This is a genomic window from Paenibacillus sedimenti, assembly GCF_014534655.1.
GTDB lineage: Bacteria > Bacillota > Bacilli > Paenibacillales > NBRC-103111 > Paenibacillus_E > Paenibacillus_E sedimenti.
The window spans coordinates 98,613-118,668 of the sequence record NZ_JACVVD010000013.1 but is presented as its reverse complement, the minus strand read 5'-3'; the positions used below and the strand labels follow the sequence as shown (position 1 = coordinate 118,668).

Annotated in this window: 18 protein-coding genes; 16 read left to right on the top strand and 2 right to left on the bottom strand. The window is 36.9% G+C overall.

Translation table 11 applies throughout. From position 1 onward, the window contains the following. The first annotated feature begins 11 nt into the window (after positions 1-11). From ICC18_RS27605 to ICC18_RS27565, 9 genes are all read left to right on the top strand, one after another. Positions 12-1,175, top strand: a complete 1,164-nt coding sequence (locus ICC18_RS27605; protein WP_188177649.1) for a hypothetical protein — start codon at positions 12-14, stop codon at positions 1,173-1,175. Continuing rightward, entirely contained in the window at positions 1,172-2,269 is a 1,098-nt protein-coding gene (locus ICC18_RS27600; protein WP_223192918.1) for an AAA family ATPase, read from the top strand. Before ICC18_RS27605 ends, ICC18_RS27600 begins: the two co-directional genes overlap by 4 nt. A gap of 889 nt (positions 2,270-3,158) precedes the next feature. Then, positions 3,159-3,488, top strand: a complete 330-nt coding sequence (locus ICC18_RS27595) for a hypothetical protein (RefSeq protein WP_188177648.1) — start codon at positions 3,159-3,161, stop codon at positions 3,486-3,488. 308 nt (positions 3,489-3,796) lie between these two features. Next, entirely contained in the window at positions 3,797-4,657 is an 861-nt protein-coding gene (locus ICC18_RS27590) for a TnsB C-terminal domain-containing protein (RefSeq protein ID WP_188177647.1), read from the top strand. A gap of 170 nt (positions 4,658-4,827) precedes the next feature. Beyond that, entirely contained in the window at positions 4,828-5,244 is a 417-nt protein-coding gene (locus tag ICC18_RS27585) for a TnsA endonuclease C-terminal domain-containing protein (protein WP_188177688.1), read from the top strand. Beyond that, on the top strand, positions 5,228-7,303 hold the full coding sequence (locus ICC18_RS27580; protein ID WP_188177646.1) for a TnsB C-terminal domain-containing protein: 2,076 nt from the start codon (positions 5,228-5,230) through the stop codon (positions 7,301-7,303). The genes ICC18_RS27585 and ICC18_RS27580 overlap by 17 nt, the downstream gene beginning before the upstream one ends. Then, positions 7,296-8,204 carry a TniB family NTP-binding protein gene (locus ICC18_RS27575; protein ID WP_188177645.1) on the top strand — a complete coding sequence of 303 codons (909 nt, stop codon included), beginning with the start codon at positions 7,296-7,298 and terminating at the stop codon, positions 8,202-8,204. Before ICC18_RS27580 ends, ICC18_RS27575 begins: the two co-directional genes overlap by 8 nt. Positions 8,205-8,317: 113 nt before the next feature. After that, a complete protein-coding gene (locus ICC18_RS27570) occupies positions 8,318-10,123 on the top strand; it encodes a TniQ family protein (RefSeq protein WP_188177644.1) in 1,806 nt (601 codons plus the stop codon). A 5-nt stretch (positions 10,124-10,128) separates the two neighbouring features. Then, on the top strand, positions 10,129-12,159 hold the full coding sequence (locus tag ICC18_RS27565) for a TniQ family protein (RefSeq protein WP_188177643.1): 2,031 nt from the start codon (positions 10,129-10,131) through the stop codon (positions 12,157-12,159). A gap of 330 nt (positions 12,160-12,489) precedes the next feature. Here ICC18_RS27565 and ICC18_RS27560 read toward each other — a convergent pair whose 3' ends face one another. Continuing rightward, the gene (locus tag ICC18_RS27560) at positions 12,490-13,839 is read right to left on the bottom strand and encodes an S-layer homology domain-containing protein (RefSeq protein WP_188177642.1); all 1,350 of its coding nucleotides are present in this window, start codon (positions 13,837-13,839) and stop codon (positions 12,490-12,492) included. A gap of 202 nt (positions 13,840-14,041) precedes the next feature. Between ICC18_RS27560 and ICC18_RS27555 the strand changes: the two genes are divergently transcribed. Then, positions 14,042-14,227: a hypothetical protein gene (locus tag ICC18_RS27555; protein ID WP_188177641.1), complete on the top strand. Its 186-nt coding sequence runs from the start codon at positions 14,042-14,044 to the stop codon at positions 14,225-14,227. 648 nt (positions 14,228-14,875) lie between these two features. Further along, positions 14,876-15,232 carry a helix-turn-helix domain-containing protein gene (locus ICC18_RS27550; protein ID WP_188177640.1) on the top strand — a complete coding sequence of 119 codons (357 nt, stop codon included), beginning with the start codon at positions 14,876-14,878 and terminating at the stop codon, positions 15,230-15,232. A 107-nt stretch (positions 15,233-15,339) separates the two neighbouring features. Here the strand turns inward: ICC18_RS27550 and ICC18_RS27545 are convergent, their stop codons facing one another. Continuing rightward, the gene (locus ICC18_RS27545; protein ID WP_188177639.1) at positions 15,340-15,558 is read right to left on the bottom strand and encodes a hypothetical protein; all 219 of its coding nucleotides are present in this window, start codon (positions 15,556-15,558) and stop codon (positions 15,340-15,342) included. Positions 15,559-16,367: 809 nt separating this feature from the next. Between ICC18_RS27545 and ICC18_RS27540 the strand changes: the two genes are divergently transcribed. The 5 genes from ICC18_RS27540 (at position 16,368) to ICC18_RS27525 (ending at position 20,029) form a co-directional block, all read left to right on the top strand. Continuing rightward, positions 16,368-16,931 carry an NAD(P)H-dependent oxidoreductase gene (locus ICC18_RS27540; protein WP_188177638.1) on the top strand — a complete coding sequence of 188 codons (564 nt, stop codon included), beginning with the start codon at positions 16,368-16,370 and terminating at the stop codon, positions 16,929-16,931. Positions 16,932-16,953: 22 nt separating this feature from the next. Beyond that, the gene (locus tag ICC18_RS27535) at positions 16,954-17,799 is read left to right on the top strand and encodes an oxidoreductase (RefSeq protein ID WP_188177637.1); all 846 of its coding nucleotides are present in this window, start codon (positions 16,954-16,956) and stop codon (positions 17,797-17,799) included. 224 nt (positions 17,800-18,023) lie between these two features. Continuing rightward, positions 18,024-18,266, top strand: coding sequence for a hypothetical protein (locus ICC18_RS34050; RefSeq protein WP_223192930.1), 243 nt, complete (start codon positions 18,024-18,026; stop codon positions 18,264-18,266). Further along, positions 18,208-18,396: a hypothetical protein gene (locus tag ICC18_RS34045; RefSeq protein WP_312029616.1), complete on the top strand. Its 189-nt coding sequence runs from the start codon at positions 18,208-18,210 to the stop codon at positions 18,394-18,396. The genes ICC18_RS34050 and ICC18_RS34045 overlap by 59 nt, the downstream gene beginning before the upstream one ends. Positions 18,397-19,111: 715 nt before the next feature. Then, on the top strand, positions 19,112-20,029 hold the full coding sequence (locus ICC18_RS27525) for a helix-turn-helix domain-containing protein (RefSeq protein ID WP_223192917.1): 918 nt from the start codon (positions 19,112-19,114) through the stop codon (positions 20,027-20,029). Positions 20,030-20,056 lie beyond the last annotated feature (27 nt).

The following is a 20,056-nucleotide window of genomic DNA, read 5'->3' as shown; positions in this document are numbered from 1 at the left end:
GGTGAAGGGAAATGACAAAGATAAAGACTATAGAGCGAAACTCAAATAATGAACAGGCAGTAAATGTGACTACGAGAAGCAATAGTTTCGATAAAAAGAAAAATGAATTAAAGGCATTCAGTCAGAAATTACCTAAGGAAACAGAGTTACCCTGTGTCCCGACTTCGGGAGGGTTATTTGGGTTGTTTAATTATGATGTGAAGGGTAGTGACTTAAATAGGCTAACTGAAAGTATTCAAGATAAAATGATTGAGCAGAATAAAGTTCTTGTTAGAACGATTCAAGAGTTTAATACTATTTACGATACATTTTCTGCATTAGATAAAGAGTACATTCAGGGAATTTTAGTCTCATTGAAAGCAGCTGAAGAAGCTAATTCAAAAGCTTTAAAAGGAATAGAAGGCGTTCAAGAAAATCAAAATGAGATTAAACAAATCATTAATCAACAAAAACAGGTAATTCAGGTTCTGAAAAACTTTAAAGAAAAGATTGAGAAGATAGAACACTTGGCAGATGTGGATAAAATTTTTGCTGTCTTTTCTACAATGCAAAGTAATGTTAAAGCAATCAAAGCAAAGGTTGAAGCTCAAGAACTGAGAGTAGCTGACCTGACTGATGAAATGAAAGCATTGTTATCTTCACAGTCAGTTTTTCAAGATGATTTTAATCACCTAAGAGAAATTCAAGTTGAGCAATTTCAAACAGTGAAACAACTGGTTTCAAATCAAAACGAAAGTATATCTAAAATCGAAGCAATAAGCAAAGAAAACAATACTAATATCGAAACTATAAATAAAGAAGTTGCTATTCATGGAGAGAAACTTGGTGATCTAAAACGATTAATTCAGGATGATATCCAGACCTTATCTAAAAAAGTCGCTCGAAACAATTCTGAGTTGGATGCCAAACTCGATTCAACTACTAACGAAGTCACAAAAAACAAGATAAATTTTGAAAATGCTATTAAGGAACTCAAGGTTGGAATCGAGCAACAAGAAGAAAGTATGTCTGTTTATCTTGAATCTGAATTGTCAAGGGCGAAAAATGAGATTACAGAGCTTAGTCTGTTGATAGGAAGCTTATCAAAAGTTTTGAAGACTACTAAGATTATTTCAATTACTAGTATTGCTATAACATGTGTTCTAGTGATTTTGATAATAATTGGGGTGCTATGATGATTTCAGGAAATTACAAACGCCAGCTGATTAAAGAAGTTATGCAGATAGATGTTACCTTAGGGCAAACATCTGATTTTGAAAAATTAGTTCAAGAAATAACAGACGAACAAAATGATAAAGCTGTTTTAGAGTTAATCAAAAACTTAGGTATCTTAACTAAGAAACAAACCTTGCCTAATATGGAGCAAAAGCAAGAAAGAGTTGTTGAGATATTATACAAATATCTAGGAGCATCAAAAGTTGATGGGCTTTTCCAAGACTTAAAAGAGTCATCAAATGTTTCACTAGATGAGTTACTTAACCAATTAGACGAATTGGTTGGTCTCGAGAATGTGAAGCAACTAGTCCGTGATTTGATTGACTATAATCAAATACAACATTTACGGGTGAAAAACGGATTGAAGAAGTCTAACAAGACTTTGCACATGGCATTTCTAGGTAACCCAGGTACAGCTAAAACTACAGTGGCTCGTATTGTTGGGAGGATGTATAAAGCTATTGGATTACTAAGTAAAGGACAATTTATTGAAGCGAGCAGGACTGATTTAATTGCTGAGTATCAAGGACAAACAGCAATCAAGGTAAAAAGATTAATTAATCGTGCGAAAGGTGGAGTCCTATTTATTGATGAAGCGTATAGCATAACAGAGAATGATCATAGCGATAGTTATGGGAGAGAAAGCCTTACTGAGTTAACAAAAGCTCTCGAAGATTATCGCAATGACCTAGTTGTAATCGTAGCTGGGTATACAGATTTGATGGAGCAGTTCTTTGAATCCAACCCAGGATTAAAGTCAAGATTCAATACTTTTATTCCATTTAGTGATTATTCACTCGATGAGCTTGTTAAAATATTCAATTACACCTGCAATCAAAATGACTATGTTGCCGAAGAGCAAGCTATGGAAAAAGTCCGTGATTTGTTGCAATCGAGATTAAATGAAAAAGATGATCACTTTTCAAATGGTCGTCTTGTTCGGAATTTGTTTGATGATATAACGCTGAATCAGTCGAAGAGGCTGTCGAAGTTGACGGGGCATATTGCTAAAGAATCGTTGATGTTAATTACTAAAGAAGATGTTCCCTCGTGACAGACATATTTTTAAATTTATATCTAAAGGAGTAACGGCTAATGTCAAAAGCAATGGATTTTTTCAGGTCTTTGGAGCTTGGAAAATGCAACCTGTTACCCTCCAATAAAAACATTCCCAGAGGGTAGAGGATTATTCCTTCTGACAACTCACATAGCGGTGCCTTGCAAAAAATCCAGGATTGTTTCGAATTCATGGCTATAATGGTGGGGGTTTTAGATGTATTTTCGATACTGAATCCGAAGAAAAATTAGAAGAGCACCAACTAATAAGTATACCTTAGTAAGATAAGTTTTCATAATCATTATCATGGCAAACTGAACTATCAAGGTGAAAACTAAGTATCTCCAGCCTAATTGTTGAAGAGGTGAGTTGTTATGACACAATATGAAGCAGTGATCAGTGCATTTAGGGCTCTTGGCCACTCACGTAGTATTTAGGAGATTACTGATTGGATCTCCGAAAATTGCAATGTAAGCAATAGAGGTATCGGCACAGTTATGGCAGATATGGTCTCGGAAGCGAATGGAGGCAACAGTTCTTCGAATGTTCCGACAGAGTACCGATTGCTTGTTAGAGAGGCAAGAGGAGTATATAGACTTTTGGGGAGTGAAGAGTAATGTTTCCTCTGAGGCAGATAAAAACCAACAGAAATTTAATATAAACAACAGCCCGTTGCAGCCGTACAGGCTAATAAAATTAGCTACGAGGATGGGTTTATAGATGTATTTGATGATCAACAGTTGAAAAGATGAATCAGTTTATGCTAACTGGTTCATTTTTTGCGTTAAAAATATCCGAATTACAATAAAAAATGTATAAATAAATATAGCAATAAGGATATTAATGGAGATGAAAGGACTATAACAAAAGATTTGGAGGGAGTCTAATGCAAGAAGATACGATGCAATTAACTGGAATTGCCACGGTAACACCAAAAGGAGTTCATTTTCGGAACTTATATTATTCATGCCCGCGGGCAATTTCCGAGCGTTGGTTTGAAAATGCTAAAATTTCTGGTGGCTGGGATATAAAGATTTTGTATAATCCAGTTGATTTTAATCTGATTTTCTTAGAGGGGGAAAATGATGAGGAGCTGGAAAGTTGTTATCTCGTTGAATATTGCATGTATCAAAATTCCAAATTGGAAAAATACTTTCGTTCCATTCAAGAGCTAAAAAGTAGAAGACAACATTATCGGAAATCTAAAGAGAACTAATTGTAGTCGTCGCAAAAAAATCGCTTTTGTTCGCCATTACTCAGGGAGGTGTGTAGCATTAAATGTAGATCAAAGAAAAAATCGCTTTTGTTCGCCATTACTCAGGGAGGTGTGTAGCATTAAATGTAGATCAAAGAAAAAAATCGCTTTTGTTCGCCATTAATGAGGAAGGTATTTATCATTACTTGTACATAGGAGAAAGTCCATTAAATCTTCCTTGGATAATGATCAATAATTAAGATTAATATATTGCAGCTGAAGTTTTTAACAAAGAATCAATACAATAAATAAATGGGAGTTGAAAATCTATGAGGTTCTTTAGAGGCGAAAAAAGAAATGGGGAAAATATCAGAATGCAGAAAGACATAAAACGAGTCTTTGACAAGGGCCTAGATAAACCCCAATCCCTTGGTAATCGGCCCTTTGAGAAAGGCTATATTGAAAATACACTTTTGGACATGGAAATAGTTTGTTCAAAGACGAATAAGATACTAGGTAGACCATGGGTGACACTTTTAACAGATGAATACTCAAAAAAAGCAATAGCGGTAAATTTGAGTATGGATCCACCATCACATGTATCATGCTTGATGGTATTGCGAGAGTGCATAAAGAAACACTCGAGACTTCCTGAAACGATTGTATTAGACAATGAGAAAGAGTTTTATAGTGAAGAGCTAAAGGAATTATGTGCAATATGCAATTGTACGGTGTTGAGAAAACCAAAAACTATTTGCAGGCATGAGGTCATTAATTTAAATACTGCAAATTTCCTTTATAGCCTTCCCAGGATAAGTCTAAAGGAATGGAAACCTAATACAGTTAGATACTCTTTGGAAGACTTGTGCGGGATTTTAAATCAGTGGTTTGATGATACTTGCGATGGAAAAAAACCCACATTTGATATGACTGCTAAAGAAATTGTATATAACGGCGATTTTGAGATTCTGACTTGCCCAAGAATAAAAGGAGGGAAAAGAGTGGCCATGCCGGAAAAGGGAGTTAGAGTTAATAATATTTTCTACTCATCGCATGAATTTGAGAATCAAATTGCAAGCCGGAACAAGGTTGAGGTGAAATTTGATCCACAGGATATAAAAATTGCATATGCGAAGATTCACAACAAATGGATCAAACTTATGCCCATTAAAGAAAACCAAAGAACTTGATTTATGGAAGGAAGAAAGACATGAATTGGGATTCCAAAAGTTGGATTGAAGAAGATAAAGAGTTTGCTCCGAAACGTAAAGTAAATAATAAGTTGAGTTGGAAGATCCACAATCTAATTGGGTCTTTTAATAGTGTGAAAATGGATAGAACGGTTGAGTAGGAAAATCCAATTACAACACCAAAACATGAGTTAGTAAATAGAAGATGTGATAAATACGCTGTAATAAATGGTTGGGATTATAAGGTTATATACCCAAAACAAATTCCCGATAAAATTTTACGCAACATTAAGTCTTTACATGGTGCTTTAAAAAGACGGAAATGGTTTGATGAATGGATTCCGATTGTCGAGATGAGGTTGAGGTATATGGGGAAAATAGCAATTATAGATCTGGCAAAGAGTTTTTCGACACAAATATCCCCTTTATTTATTTTACCTGTTATTTATCACTTGATAGCGAAAGGGATATTCACAACCAATATATATCAAGACATAGATGAATACAGTGAGATTTCAATGGGCTCTTTATTAGAACAAATAGATCGATTTGTTTTAGAAGAAGGTGATAATGATGAAGCTGAATGAATTAAAAGTTAACTCAAAGTTAATGTATTTTGCTAAGACATATATTGTTATGTCAATAGATCCACCTAATGTAGCTATCAAAAGGGTTGATAGTGACGGAGAAGCAATTTCTATCAGTTTCTCAGAGCTGGTATTGAATCCGTCATTTAAAGCAAGCAAAACAATGGTAAAGAGAATTGAAAAAGAGAACGAACAATACACCGCCATCTTAGATAACTTGCCTGAGAAAAAAAGAATGGAAATATCCGAGAGATTTGAAATGATAAAGCCAATTCTTGTGCTAGAAAAAATTAAGGAAGGTAAGTTTACTTCATATTACGAATTTATGGATCATTATCGAGAATACCTAAAATCAGACGAAAATGTGGAAATGTTAAATCAAACAGAATTAATTGGTCTAATAGCAAAAAAATATGGGGTTTCGGATAGAACAATTTATCGTTATTTAACCGATTTCCGCAAAGCGGCAGGTGGGGATAACAACCGAGGTGAGGAAGGACTGGTTTCAAAGGCAGGAACAGGGTATCAATATCGCTCAGACAATAGAAAAATTGATCTTTGTCACCCAAACGATCCAGATTGGGTACTAGAAACGATTGCTTTCCGCAAAGATGAAAAATATATTCCCATTATCAAAGAAGTACTAGAAAATCATTATTTGACTGTGCAAAAGAAAGATAAAAGTGCTGTCATTGAATTGATTCAAATTAAATGCTTAAAGGAGGGGCTTGAACCACTAAAAACAGAAACCATATATAAATTATTGGGTAGAATCTCAGACCGAACAAAAGAAAGGGCACGCGAAGGAAAGAGGGGTAATGAGAAGTATGATCCTGTAGAGAGAGGGCATGCCAATCAAGAAGCATTATACCCACTACATATTGTCGAAATCGACCATACGCCATTGGATTTAGATGTGATAGATGGGGAAAGTGGATTAGTAATAGGTCGTCCGTTCTTAACATTAGGAATTGATGTTTATAGTAGGATGATCTGGTGTATGTATTTGTCCTTCGAACCGCCTTCCGCAAATAGAGTAAGAAAAGCGATTCAACAAGGAGTCTTATTTAAGAGAACAAAGGACAATTACAATACTACTTACGAATGGGATGTATTTGGTGTCCCGGATATTATTCAAATGGATAACGGGTCAGAGTTTAATAATTATAAAATCAAGCGATTAATTAATGAAACCCTAAAATCAAACGTTAGATATAGACCAAGATCAACACCTCGTTACGGCGGTACAATTGAACGTCTATTTCGGACGGTTAATTCAAAATGGATTCATACCTTGGATGGAACACGAAAAAGTAGTGTTGCTGACTTAGGGGAGTATGACCCAGAGGCAAATGCAGCATTAACCCTAGAGAATGTTAGAGAAATATTAATCAGATATTTCACGGATATATATCCGTTTGAGACACATCGAGGCCTTCCTTTAGATGTTGAAAATCCAATCTCCAGGTACATCAACGGATTGAAGAAAAGAGGTTATCCAGAATTTATTGCTGAAGAGGATGAAGAATTATTTAAGATTGAATTATTACCATCGGAAATGAAGCCTTATACAAGGGATGGTGTGACGCTAGAAAATGTACGCTATAAATCCCCTGAACTTACACATCTTATTGATAAAAGCAAAGTCAAATACAAGGTGAAGTATGATGATGACGATATATCAAAAATATATATCCAACTACCTGATTCAGCACGGTATATAGAAGTTGGGGCAGTTAATCCATCTGCAGATTCCCTAAAAGGAATCAATAGATTTACTTACAAAAAAATAATTGAAATTACTAGAGAAAAAAATAGCTTAAAATCGATTCCGAGCAGTCAGGAAGTCCTAAAGGCGAAGGAAAAGTTAAGAGATGATATTGATCGCATGTATAAGAAAAACAGGAAAACAAGGCAGCAAACTGAACGATTGGGTCTTCAGGTTGAGGTGAAGCGGCCAGAAGCTATTTCTTCATCAAACTCAGACCCAACATTATATGAGTTGAAGATGATGGCTAAAAAGGCGAGGGAAAAAAGGGGGTTGAAAACTAATGCTTAATAATGCAAGCTACCATCCTTTTGCTGAACGTTTACTTAATTTAAATATAGAACATCCTCAAATAAAAACCATATATAAGACGTTCGAATCAATGATGAAGCGACCAGGAAAAACTAGACATCTTTTCATTATGGGAAGTTCTAACGTAGGCAAATCAACAATGGCAGAAAAGTTCTTAGAAAAGTATCAGATGTATGTGGAGGTGGATGAAGAAGGTACTGAAATTGACAAAACACCAATAATATTGGTGGAGATACCACATCCATTTACACTTATGGAATTTTATCATGAAGTGCTAGACTCACTAGGTTCTCCTAGATTATCGGGCAGACCGAGCGTAAATGATTTAAAGGATAAAGCTTACGAATTAATAGAAAAGCAAGGGGTCAAACTTATAATTTTCGATGAAATTAATAATATTATTACTTCTCCAATTAATAATAAAACAGCAATGGATAGCATTAAACAAATGGCTAATAAGACCAAAGTACCACAAGTGCTTATGGGGACACCTGAATCAAAAGAATTAAGGACACTCGATGAACAATATCGATCAAGATATAGACCAAAAACATTAACAAGATTTGAAACGTGTAATGAAGAATTTTGCAACTTCTTAAAGCAAATTGAGGAACAATTGGATCCCCCAAAAGACTTATATTTATGGGATAAAGAAGCTGGAGTAGCTCAATACATTCATGCTATGAGTAAAGGAAAGGTTGGCTATATAACACCATTACTTATAGAAGCATTTAGCTTATTAGGGGTGCTTGATGAGGGATTTGATGATTTCAATAATTTGCAATTTGATGAAGAAGTTTTAGAAGAAGCTTACCAAATCATACTGGGTGATGCATTAGATGACGATATAGATAAAAACAAAAAAAACAGTAAAAAGTAAAATTAAGTACATCTATTGGTATATAAAATAGTATATATAAAAGTATATATCAAAGTATATATCTCTTCAAAAGGGGAATAAAGATAGTAACCCTTTTGAGGAGAGTGGTGTAATTGAACCATAGAGTATTTACAGTAAGAGTAAAACCTTATCAAGATGAGTCATTATCTAGTTATTTATATCGATTAGCTTCCTTTAATGGAACTAAAATGCTACAGCTTTGGAACTCATTAAAAGTCAATTATACCGCTCATTATGCTCAATGGAATGACATTAATTTAATTGATTCCGCTCCAATAAATACTATTAATGTAAAAAGGTTGAGCGAATACGTTAATGTTAGTGAGGGAGTTTTACTTGATTGCACCTTATACAATGTACAAAGGTTATTTTGTGGAAGTAAGGAAATAGAACGGTCAAGGTTGTTATCCGGTATAATTCGTGAAAATTTGCATTATTGTCCAAAGTGTTTTGAAGAAAAAAAATATAACCGTTTGTTATGGAGGATTGATCATATAAATGGCTGTATAAAACATGGAGATAAGTTATTACAGAAATGTAGTTTTTGTAATGAAGAGATTAAGTACAAAGATATCTCTGTTATAGGAGAATGCCCATATTGTGAAAATAGCTTATGTGATAGTCGGATTTCCCAAAGAATTGACGAAGAAAATCTTGAAAATGAATCTTGGTACTCTGCCACCTGGGAATATCTAATAAACAATCACGATACACCAATTCAAACGTATGAAGTAGCTTTACGTATTCTATTTCTTCTCAATAATCAAAAAGAACATCTAGACTTAAATGTGATTGAAAATAACATGAGAAGACCGGGTTCTCTTCCAACATTGTTACAACATGCACGTCAAAGTCTTGCTCACGAAAGGGCGCTCCACATAACTTTTTTATTGTCTGTTTTAAAAGATAATGAAATAGGGCTAAGGGGATTTTTGAAATTGGAATTGCCAAACATTTTCCGTGAAGCAATTAATTATAAAAAAAAGTTATTGAAGGATGAATTGTTCTGTCTTGCACCCTGGTGCGCATCTTATAAGAAATCAGGATCGCTCATGAAAACAGGGAAATCATTGAAACGAAGAGCTAGCGGTAATATTTTAAAATACTATTTAGTGTGTAATACGTGCGGTTGTGAGTATGCCATAAATGAGGAGGATCAGCTTGAAGAAAGAACATATTTTATTGAAGCATTTAACAAACTAAATGAACAGGTATTTGAAAAACCAAGTCTAAATGAGCTCGTTTTAAAAACAGGATTAACAACTGATAAAGTCAGAAGAAGTATGGCATACTTTCGCAGTAGGAGTGCTTTTCAAGATTTGGACTATCAAAATGGATTCGTAATTAATGAGGATTTATTGAGTCAATTTATAAAGGCTATTGATAAGGGTGAAACAATTAAAGTGATAAGTAATTGGGATCTATGGGGAAATATTAATGACTACTTATCCTATCGATATCACATTAGGGTTATTCAAACTTTGAATAAGAAAGATGTGAAAGTTATTGAAATAAAACCGGATAAAAAGCATGAAATAATTGAGTTGTTAAAATGTATGTATGAACAAGATGAGGAGATCTCATTAAAAACAGTATGTGAAAAATTAGGCGTTTGTGCTGAAACCATAAGATACTGGGGGTGTAATAAAGTAATTTCCAAGATGAAGGAAAAACAAAAAGTGAAAAGTATATTAGAAAAAAAGACGCTTATATATTCTAAGGTCGATGATTTCTTGTTGAATAACATTAATACAAAGTTGAGTGCGGCTGAAATTTATAAACATATAGAATTCCAAAGAACCGTTTTATGGAGGGTTGCACCAGAAATAACAGCTTATATTGGAAGAAGGAGGATGGATCATAATCAAAAATTGAAAGTATCCGGAGAGGAGTTATAAAGGTAGTGGCTGAATTGAGAAGGTTTACTATTAGGCCAAAGATTAAAGAAGAAGAATCTTTTTCAAGTTATTTACTTCGAATTGGGAGTTTAAATAATACAGAATATACGGAAATATTCGGGAGTCTAAACAAGGGTACATTTAAAAGATATGATTCCCGTTATAACTATTACCTCGATGTAATGCCTGCTTATATTCTAGATACATCAATGCTATCAATTTTACTAAATCGACCCGAAGAATACATAGAAGCATCAACATTTACTTCTATGTATTCTAAGTTTATGGAAAAAAAAGACTTCAAAGAAAAAGCACACAAAGAGCTTGGAATAACCAAAATTATTGAACACAAGTATCGAAGGTTTTGCCCAAAATGCATAGAAAAAGGTATTTTCAAATTACATTGGCAATTAATAGATATTGAAATATGCGATGTTCATGAGGTGAGATTGCAAAATAAGTGTAATAATTGCGATTCAGAACAACCTTATTTAAATACAGCAACTCAACTCAAGGACATTTGTTATAAATGCAGTCATTCTTTAAAGAGCAGCTATACAAAAGTAACTGATCTGGAGTTTATTGAAAAACAAAGGTTGTTAATAAAAAACTATCAATATCTTATTAATCCAAACAACATTTTAATTAATAATATTGATGGGTTTGATAGAGAAAGATCTCTTGCAATTATATTGCTATACATCATGAATGGTGAGGGAAAAGAGTTTAACCGCCAAGAGTTTAATAATGCTCATAGTGAAAAAACTATAAGAAGAATCATAGAGCTTGCAAGGGGAATTAAAAAGACCGGTAATTTAACCATTGAAAATTTCTTTGAGATAATAATGGAATTGAATATTGATATTGGTTTCCTGAAGGACATTACAGTACCTAATATGTTTATAGAATCTTTAAACCGGCATTATTTAATAACGTCGGATGTAGCTGGAAATTGTTTAGCTCCATGGTGCAAGTCTTATAGAACGAATGAATCCATGAAGAAGGTGAAACGATCTAAATATTTTAAGGGTAGAAACAGATATTCCAAAGCTTTTGTTTGCACGAAATGTTATATGAAATATGGTTACAGGAGAAATGATGGTCATTGGGAAGCAGCTGATGATAAGGTGCATTTGATAGAACGTTTTATTAACTTTTATCCAAATGAAACTTTGATTAAGAAGAATAGAGAGCATTTTAAACTTTCATTAGAAGCATTTTATGATCTATTGGGATATGCGTGCAATTATAAATTATTACCGAAAAAATTAAATGTCAAAAAACCTATTGATTCTAACGGCGATATTTTAGCTGTTTTTGAGCGACTTGTTCAAGACGGAGGTAATCTTTTTAGGCAAGCACAAAAAAAGAATAATTGGACGATGGGCGAATTTTACTATTATTTGAACTTGCCTGAAATCCAAAGTTACCTCCATTTTGATGCACTTAATGTAAACTTGGTTGAGAAAATAGAGGACTTTGAAGCCAAAGTTAATGTTGAACTAGAAAAATGCTTGAAGAACAATGTCAAAATTACTGTGAATCATATTGCTTCAAAACTTAAAAGCACTAAAAAAACTTTGAAAAAATATGGACTCACGGAAAAAATAATAAAGACGGGTGAGAAGCAGAACCTTAGAATGATAAAGAGTGAGAAGAAAATATTATACGGGAAAATCAAGGGATTTTGCAATCATAAATTCAAAGAAGATAAACCTATTTTAAGTAAAGAGCTTTATCAATATATAGGGTATTCACATACCTTTTTAATGAAGAACCATCCTGATTTGTATAAATATATAGTGAAGTTGGTAGACCTCGATAAAGAAAGAATTAGTAAAATCAAGCTAGAGCAATATAAAATTATGGTTAAAGAAGCAATTAATGAATTAATTAAAATGGGTAATTCAGTTAGCCAAAAAAGTATATTGAAAAAGTCGAATTTAACAGACAATGTTTATCGGGCTTACCCAGAACTAAAGGATCATATTCATGGATATTTGTATCAAGGTGTAACTAAATTGATCAGTGATTAGGTTGTAGAAGGTCATTCAATCAAGAGAGATGGAGTTCTGGAAAATATTGAGTACGCCGCGAACGTAGGACAGGTATCCATAGTCTGTGTTGGTACACCAGTGAACGATGGCTTAAGGACATTAGACTCTCGATATCTTAATCGATATTATGTAAAAAAACTGGAGCGGTATGTAGAATATGAATACTACAGAGCAAATTGAGCCATCGTTCCAGTGAGTGAGAACCACGTTACCGGCATTTTTGAGCCACCACTCCGGCAAGGAGAGCCACCCATTATCTTGAGTGGCTCTCCGATCGTTAGTTCAATAAAACTGCTCGCATATGTCTTTTTACTTTACTGTAACTAATTTATATGGAGTAATAACAGTGTAACCCGCAGCTATATTGTCTGCTGTATCCCAAGAAACCTTGTCACCCCATAGATTTTGCATGTACTTCACATCAACATCACGTTTATACCACTTATTCAATTCAACACCCTCTGGCAGATCGGTAACGGATGTGAAACGTACATATTGCGTTCCTCGAATTACAAACTCATTATTGGAGTATTCAGTTCTTTTTTGTTTAAATGCCAAAGATAGATCAGTCACGAAGAAGCTCTCTTGAATGTATTTCCCGTCTTTTACTTCCTTAACATAAACATCGATTAATTTAGGAAGATCTTCATTTGAGTAATGGACTCCGTGGTAAGTGGAACTCTGACTATAGTAACGAAGCATTTTATTTTTCCACGAATCGCCAACCGTTCTATAATCAAGGTTTTCGTACACATTCATCCAACCAATCATATCATTCATCGCTTGCGTGACCAATTCGGTATCATTAGTTGATGAATCATGTCCCATTGGATAGATCAAAGCATCGTGATTTTTAGCCAAAGAAGTGCCGGTGTAATGATTAATCGGCAAATTTGCTAACCGCTTAATATCCGCATCTTTATCAACCCATGCTTCCAATTGACTTTTGGAGAATTTTTGAACATCTTGTTCACCCTTGAACTTTTCCAACAACTCGCTCAATACCGGCTTTTTACTCTTAGCATCAAGGTAACGTTTAAGCATAACTGTCGCTTCTGCTCTTGTTGCAGAACGATCTATTTTAAACGTCCCATCGTCGTAACCGTTAATAATATCCGAACTGTTAGCTAATGCAATATAAGGCACATCTGACAACTTCATTTCGTCTTGATCGTTAAACGGGACATTAATTGCCGGTAGCTGCTGAAAACCTAACAGTACAGCTTTCCAAAGTAAGCTTTCTTGCGCCAGGCCTCTAGCGACCATCTTACTGATTTCCAGTCGCGTGATTTTCGTGTCCGGCGCAAACCCATTAGGATATTCAGACTTCACGATGATCCCTTCATTCACCAAACCATTAACCTTCGATTCTGCCCAATGTCCTTTTGTGTCAGCAAAAGCGTTACTCCCACCATCTGCATCCATCAGATCAGCAAGAACCTTACTGAACTCAGCTCTTGTGATGGTTCCTTCCGGACGAAACGTGCCATCTGGATATCCATCAACCGCTCCTTGTTCTACCATGTATTCGATGTTACTTTTAGCCCAGTGCCCTCCAACATCTTTGAAATCCACTTTTCCGTTAGTAGCTGCTGCACTTACGGATTGTCCAAAACCCAATGATAATATTAACGTTCCAATGATCAGTGTTCTTTTCATTATTCCTCCCTGTGTATCAGTGCTGTTTCAAAACATGCTTTAAGTATCTAATTTTTATGAATTCTATTTTACTAATTCTTTCATCCCTCGTAAAGTTGTTAAACTATGTTACCAGTTAGTTCAATCCAAAAGGCCTGGTACATGATGGCTCCCATCACCGGGAGAAGTGGCTCAAATTTTCCGGAAAGGTGGCTCTATTAGAATGAAATATTCAGAATACGACAAATCCTTCATTGAAGTTCTGTTTCAGATAGAGAAACAACTGAATCTGCCGAAAATGAAAGGCCTTAGTGATCTAGATACTCTGGAAACAAACATTCCCCAATTGTTGCATGAATGGAGCCAAGGTGTTATTGGCTTGTTCGTTCAAATCCTAATCGAAGCTTAGCGGTTGGCAGGATTGTTTGATGATAAAATGGATCAATGTCCTGGATTAACGATTAGGTATCTTGAAGAAGCCAAGGATAATATATTTATGGTGATCTCTCTGAGAAAGAACTGAAGACACTGCTTATTTAGCCCCAAGGAATGAAGTAAATCAAGGAAGTAAAAGAAATCTAAGCCGCACTTATCTCGTCATCCGAGCAGCGCGGCTTAATACTAGAAAGGAGTTAAGGAACAACCATTATTGGACCGAATTGAAGAAGGAGTCATTGAGTAGCTATTTAAATTAATTAAGGTGCCATAAGTAATTTATGAAAGCCTTTCTTAAACTAAGCGAAACTGATTATGACACCTTATATTATACATCGCCGTTATTATGACAGTTGTTATTACAGAAAATGACGGTTTGTTATTATAAAAGTGCTAAAATAAGTACTCTTTTTATGACAGGATTAATTATTACTCACATTTGTTTATGTTCGTTGACATTTGAGTATGTAACTCCACATTAGAGTTGGTAACTTTACATTAGAGTTTGTAACTTTACATTAGAGTCAGTAACTGAAAATTGATTTTGTCTCACATACACTTAAAGTCCCGATGGTTGTTGTCATCGGGACATTTTTTTATTTTCGAAAGGAGAGAGGGCAAATTGCAATCAAATTTAGGAGATCGTATCAGAATCATTCGTAAAACAAATCGATTAAATCAAAATGAATTTGCAAACTTAATCGGAATTTCTCAAGCAACTCTAAGTGAATTGGAACAGGGGAAATATAGCCCATCTTTAGAAACAATTCTATCCATACATAGAGTCTTTAAAACAAATTTAAGTTGGTTACTAACTGGGGATAGTCTAGTGGAAAATGAATCGTTAAATTTATTTAATGTATCGCTTGGTGATATGGAATTAAAGTTAATTGAAATTTTTAGAAACTTAAAGGATTATGATAGAGAAGAAATTATACAATTCCTGAATCTGAAATTAAATCGTTACCAAAAAGAGTAATTACCAGAGGGGGGTTCTCGTGATTACGGAGTTAAATTTGTTTTGATTGCGGAGAGCTTGTTCTCGGTTTTGCGAAAATACATAGGCACTATCTTATTGAAACACAACTAGACTGCCATCAAAAGATTCATGACGGAATGGAGAGCCTTTGCTGTGAGTACTGTCATGATGAAATCATAGATCAGGATTCGTACTACACACTTACCGTAGATGAAGAGATTCTCAATAATATCGCAGATCAGATTGGCGAAGAAATCGCTGGATGCATGTACTGTGAAGGGGATGAACGTGGGAATTTGGTGCATGCCTACAATAATGACCCTCATGATCCAAACTCCCGAATGGAACCGACTAAAGGAATCAGTGTGGCCGAGTACTTGTACGAACAAGGGGGTCCCGAAGAACTACATCAACTGCTATGCCAATATATTCAGTGTGTTTGTGGTCATGGTAGGGAAATGGCGCACGCATTTTGAGGCGAAAGCTTATACCGTATTAACTCCGGGGATAGGAACCTTATACCGCGGCCGCAGCCGGAAGAGGGATTCCGGTGCTGTTCTGAAAAAAGAGCAGATGTGGGCTCCTCCCTTAGTCAGGCCCTCCTCAGCATGGCCGATATAATTGTGTAGGAGTACCGGTTCTTTATGTTGTCTGGTGATAAAAAAGTCGTGAACCAGTAAAAAAAGTCATGAACCAGTAAAAAATGTCGTGAACTCTTAGTCAGTCCCGATGATCTTTAATAATCATCGGGATTTTCTTTTTAATGGGAGTGATACATATCGAAACAATAGGAAGTCGTATCGGAATGATTAGACTGCTGAATAAGATTAATCAAGTTGATTTCTCTAGTAGAATTGGTATATCACAGGCAACGCTATAACCTACTGGTAGTGCACCCCTAGAATGGACATTGGAATAACCACCCTGGTTTATCCAATGGAATTCTAGTGGGTGCATTTTTCTTTTCTAAAAACGGGCATGAGCTAAATGAACAAATATATCGGACCTTACAGAAAAGCGAAAAGCCCAAATATACGTTAAAGTTAATACATCATCCGGAATTCATAAACAATATGTACAAGGCAAATACTGAAGGAAGTAAAAATACGAATTTCCGAGAATAGGAGGGGTAATCGTGAAGACTTTGGTACTAGTCGCTCATCCTAATATGGGCAAATCTCGAGTGAACAAGGCTTGGATTGAGGAAGTAAAGAAGTATCCGGATCAGATTACCGTGCATGATTTATATGCATCCTATCCAGATTGGCGGATTGATGTTCAAACAGAACAAGAACTTGCGGAAAAGCATGATCGGATCATTTTCCAGTTTCCGTTTTATTGGTATAGTTCACCTCCTCTTCTCAAGAAGTGGTTGGATGATGTCCTGACTTACGGTTGGGGCTATACATCGAAAGGTGGAAAGCTGCGAGGGAAGGAACTTGGGTTGGCAATTTCTATAGGTGGCTCGGAAATTGATTATCAGCCTGGAGGCGGTGATCTTTATACGATTCATGAGCTCCTTAGCCCTTTCCATGCTACGAGTAATTTAATCGAAACCGACTTCTTGAGGCCTTTCACGATCTTTGATACCGATGATAAAAGCGAGGAAGAATTAATTTCGAGCTCTCGGCAATATGCAGAATATCTGCTTGCTGATGAGATTATGAGGTTCCAAGCAGATAACGTACTACAAAAATAAGACAAAGGAAGAAGGAAGCAATATGACAAATCAAAAAGCTTGGTTTATCACCGGGGCAGCAAGAGGCATTGGTTTTGAAATCCTGAAGGCTGTGTTGGAAACCGGGGATAATGTTGTTGCAACGGTCCGGAGTTCGGCGGAGTCTTTAGCTGATAAATTAGGAAATCCGGAGAATCTTCAAGTTGTTCTTCTGGATATTAACGATGAACAACAGGCGATAGCGGCTGCGAATCAAGCCGTACAGAAATTCGGCAAAATTGATGTCCTTGTCAATAATGCAGGATTTGGGTTGTTGAGTGCCGTTGAAGAAGCCACTGCTGAAGAGGTGAGGAAAAACTTCGAAACCAACGTTTTTGGCTTGTTGAATGTGACCCGGGCGGTCCTGCCCCATATGCGTCAAAGACGTTCTGGACATATCATCAATTTCTCGTCAGTTGGCGGATTGAGCGGTTATATCGGATGGGGCGTGTATGGTGCAACGAAGTTCGCTGTTGAAGGATTGACGGAGTCACTTGCATTGGAGTTGGCTCCGCTTGGGATTCATGCGACCGTGGTAGCCCCGGGCTTCTTCCGTACGGAATTTCTGGATGCTGCGTCGCTAACGCGGTCAGGTAACATCATTCCGGATTATGCGGAAACGGTAGGAGAAATGAGAAAATTTGCTACCCAAGCAAATAAGAAACAACCGGGCGATCCCGTCAAGTTGGCCAAGGCAATCGTGCAGGTTGCAAACGCGGAGAAGCCGCCGGTCCACTTGCCGCTTGGCAAGGATTCGCTGCAAAGATACCGGGAAAAGACGGCTAATTTTGAAAAAGATATACAGGCATGGCATGACGTTATTATAGGTACAGATCATGATGATGTCTAATTTCTAAGTCGAATACATTCAATTGAACCGGGGGCGTTCGCTCTCCGGTTTTTCAATTCCGATCGTTATACGCCGAGCAACTTCACCTGTGGATGGCGCTAAAGTTTGGTACCTTCATTCTGCTTTTCGCCTAGGGTCGATTCGATAGGTCTTTATTAATATGATCATCCTGGTCACATTTATTATGACTGTTTGTATCTCTTTCAAAGGGAGGAAGTAAATTTATGACAACTCAAGCAAACCAACAGACGCCGCAACAACCTTTGCACACCGAATACGGACCACGTACGACTGCGGAAGAAATCATATTAGGAGTAGATTTGGCAGGTAAGGTTGCCATCGTGATTGGCGTATATTTCCGGTATTGGCTTGGAGGTATCGAGGGTATTAGCCAAGGCAGGCGCCCAAGTGATCGTTCCGGCCCGCTCACGAGACAAAGCCATCGTCGCATTGGACTCCGTTCCTGAAGCGGAACTAGGTGAGATGGAGCTTACCGACCCGGATTCGATCGATGTCTTTGCCCGCCGATTCGAGGAATCGGGCCGTCCCCTTCACATTCTCATGAACTGTGCAGGGATCATGGCCATACCGGAATAGCGTGATCGCAGAGGATATGAACTGCAGTTCGCCACCAATCACCTGGGGCATTTTCAACTGACATCTCGCCTTTGGCAGGCACTGAAACGGGCAAATGGCACTCGGGTCGTGTTCGAGGATCCGAATTATCTGCGCCGCCCTTACAGCAAATGGGAGGCGTACGGGCAATCCAAGACGGCTAACGCCCTATTCGGCTAGAACTGGATAAGCGTGGCAAGCCGAATCATGTACGAGCGTTCTCCGTACACCCCGGCACCATTGTCACCAATCTCTCCCGCTATTTGTCCGACGAAGAAATGGGTGCTTTTGGCGTGATCGACGTGCAGGGACGGCGGGTATTTAGCGAATTGACGGAGGAACGCAAAACCGTACCGGAAGGAGCGGCACGATTGTCTGGTGTGCTGTAAGCAACCAACTTGACGGGAAAGGTGGCGTTTAATACCAAAATATCGATATTGCTCCTTTGGTTCCGATTGAATTATTAGGAAATCCAGGGGTAATCGGGGGGTATGCCCGTGGGCTGCAGACGAGCTGGCTGCCAAGCGACTCTGGTCATTGAGTAAAGAACTCACAAGAGTTATTTTTTCCATCTGGAAATTTTCTTAACGAGTGGAATTTTATAAATGCGGAGGCGGTAGGATCATACTACTCGAAAGTATGGTCCTTGGTACCATGGAGCCGTTCCTAGCAGTTGAACAATAAGGAGGAAATACAGTTGTTTTTGCGAGCCGAAAAAGTAATAAAGGTTCCTCACGGTCTGGCCAGAGAACCGCTTAATCAAGGGATCTTGAAGATGAAAGGACTTACAGTTGTCGAGTCTTGTACCTTTACAAAAGGTTTAAAGGGAACCATGTTTTTGGAGGATCATCTGCTTTTGTTTGTACTAGAGGGAACCTATAAGGTAAGATTCGGCAGTCAGGAATATATCGTACGAAAGAATGAAATGGTTCTACTGCAGAAATCGATCATGGTTGAATATGAGAAATCGGGAGAAGAAGGTTCTGACTATGTTTTGGACTATATGATGTTCTTTCTTAAAGAAGAGCTCCTCACCGAATTTATCAAAATGGCATATCTCGAAAGTAACTATCCATCAGCGTTAGTACCGGTATCTGTCAAAGCGGTCAATGAACGATTAATTAATTATATCTATTCGTTGAAACCGTATTTCAAGGAAACCGATAACATTAGGGATGGATTAATTAAAGTAAAATTGTTGGAATTATTGTTTGATGTTGCGGATGCTGACGAACAGTTTATATTCCAGTTTTTACAGCTCAAGCGTTCAAAGAGGAAGAGCATAACGGAGGTTGTGGAGCAGAATCTAACCAACCCTGTCTCGCTAAATGATCTTGCTTACTTATCAGGCAGAAGTTTATCAGCTTTTAAACGAGATTTCCAAGCGATCTATAATACAACATCACCTGTACGCTGGATCCGTAATCGCCGGTTGGATATCGCGAAAGAAATGCTGCTTCACACCTCTTTATCCGTTACGGATGTTTGTTTTTCGACAGGATTTGAGAGTGTGGCTCATTTTTCCAAGGTGTTTAAAGAAAGGTTTGACGTGGCTCCATCCACATGCAAGCACCCCCTGCAAAAGCCCAATCATGAGGCTCCCCTTAAAATCTGATTATAATCTTTTGACGAAGACGGAGCG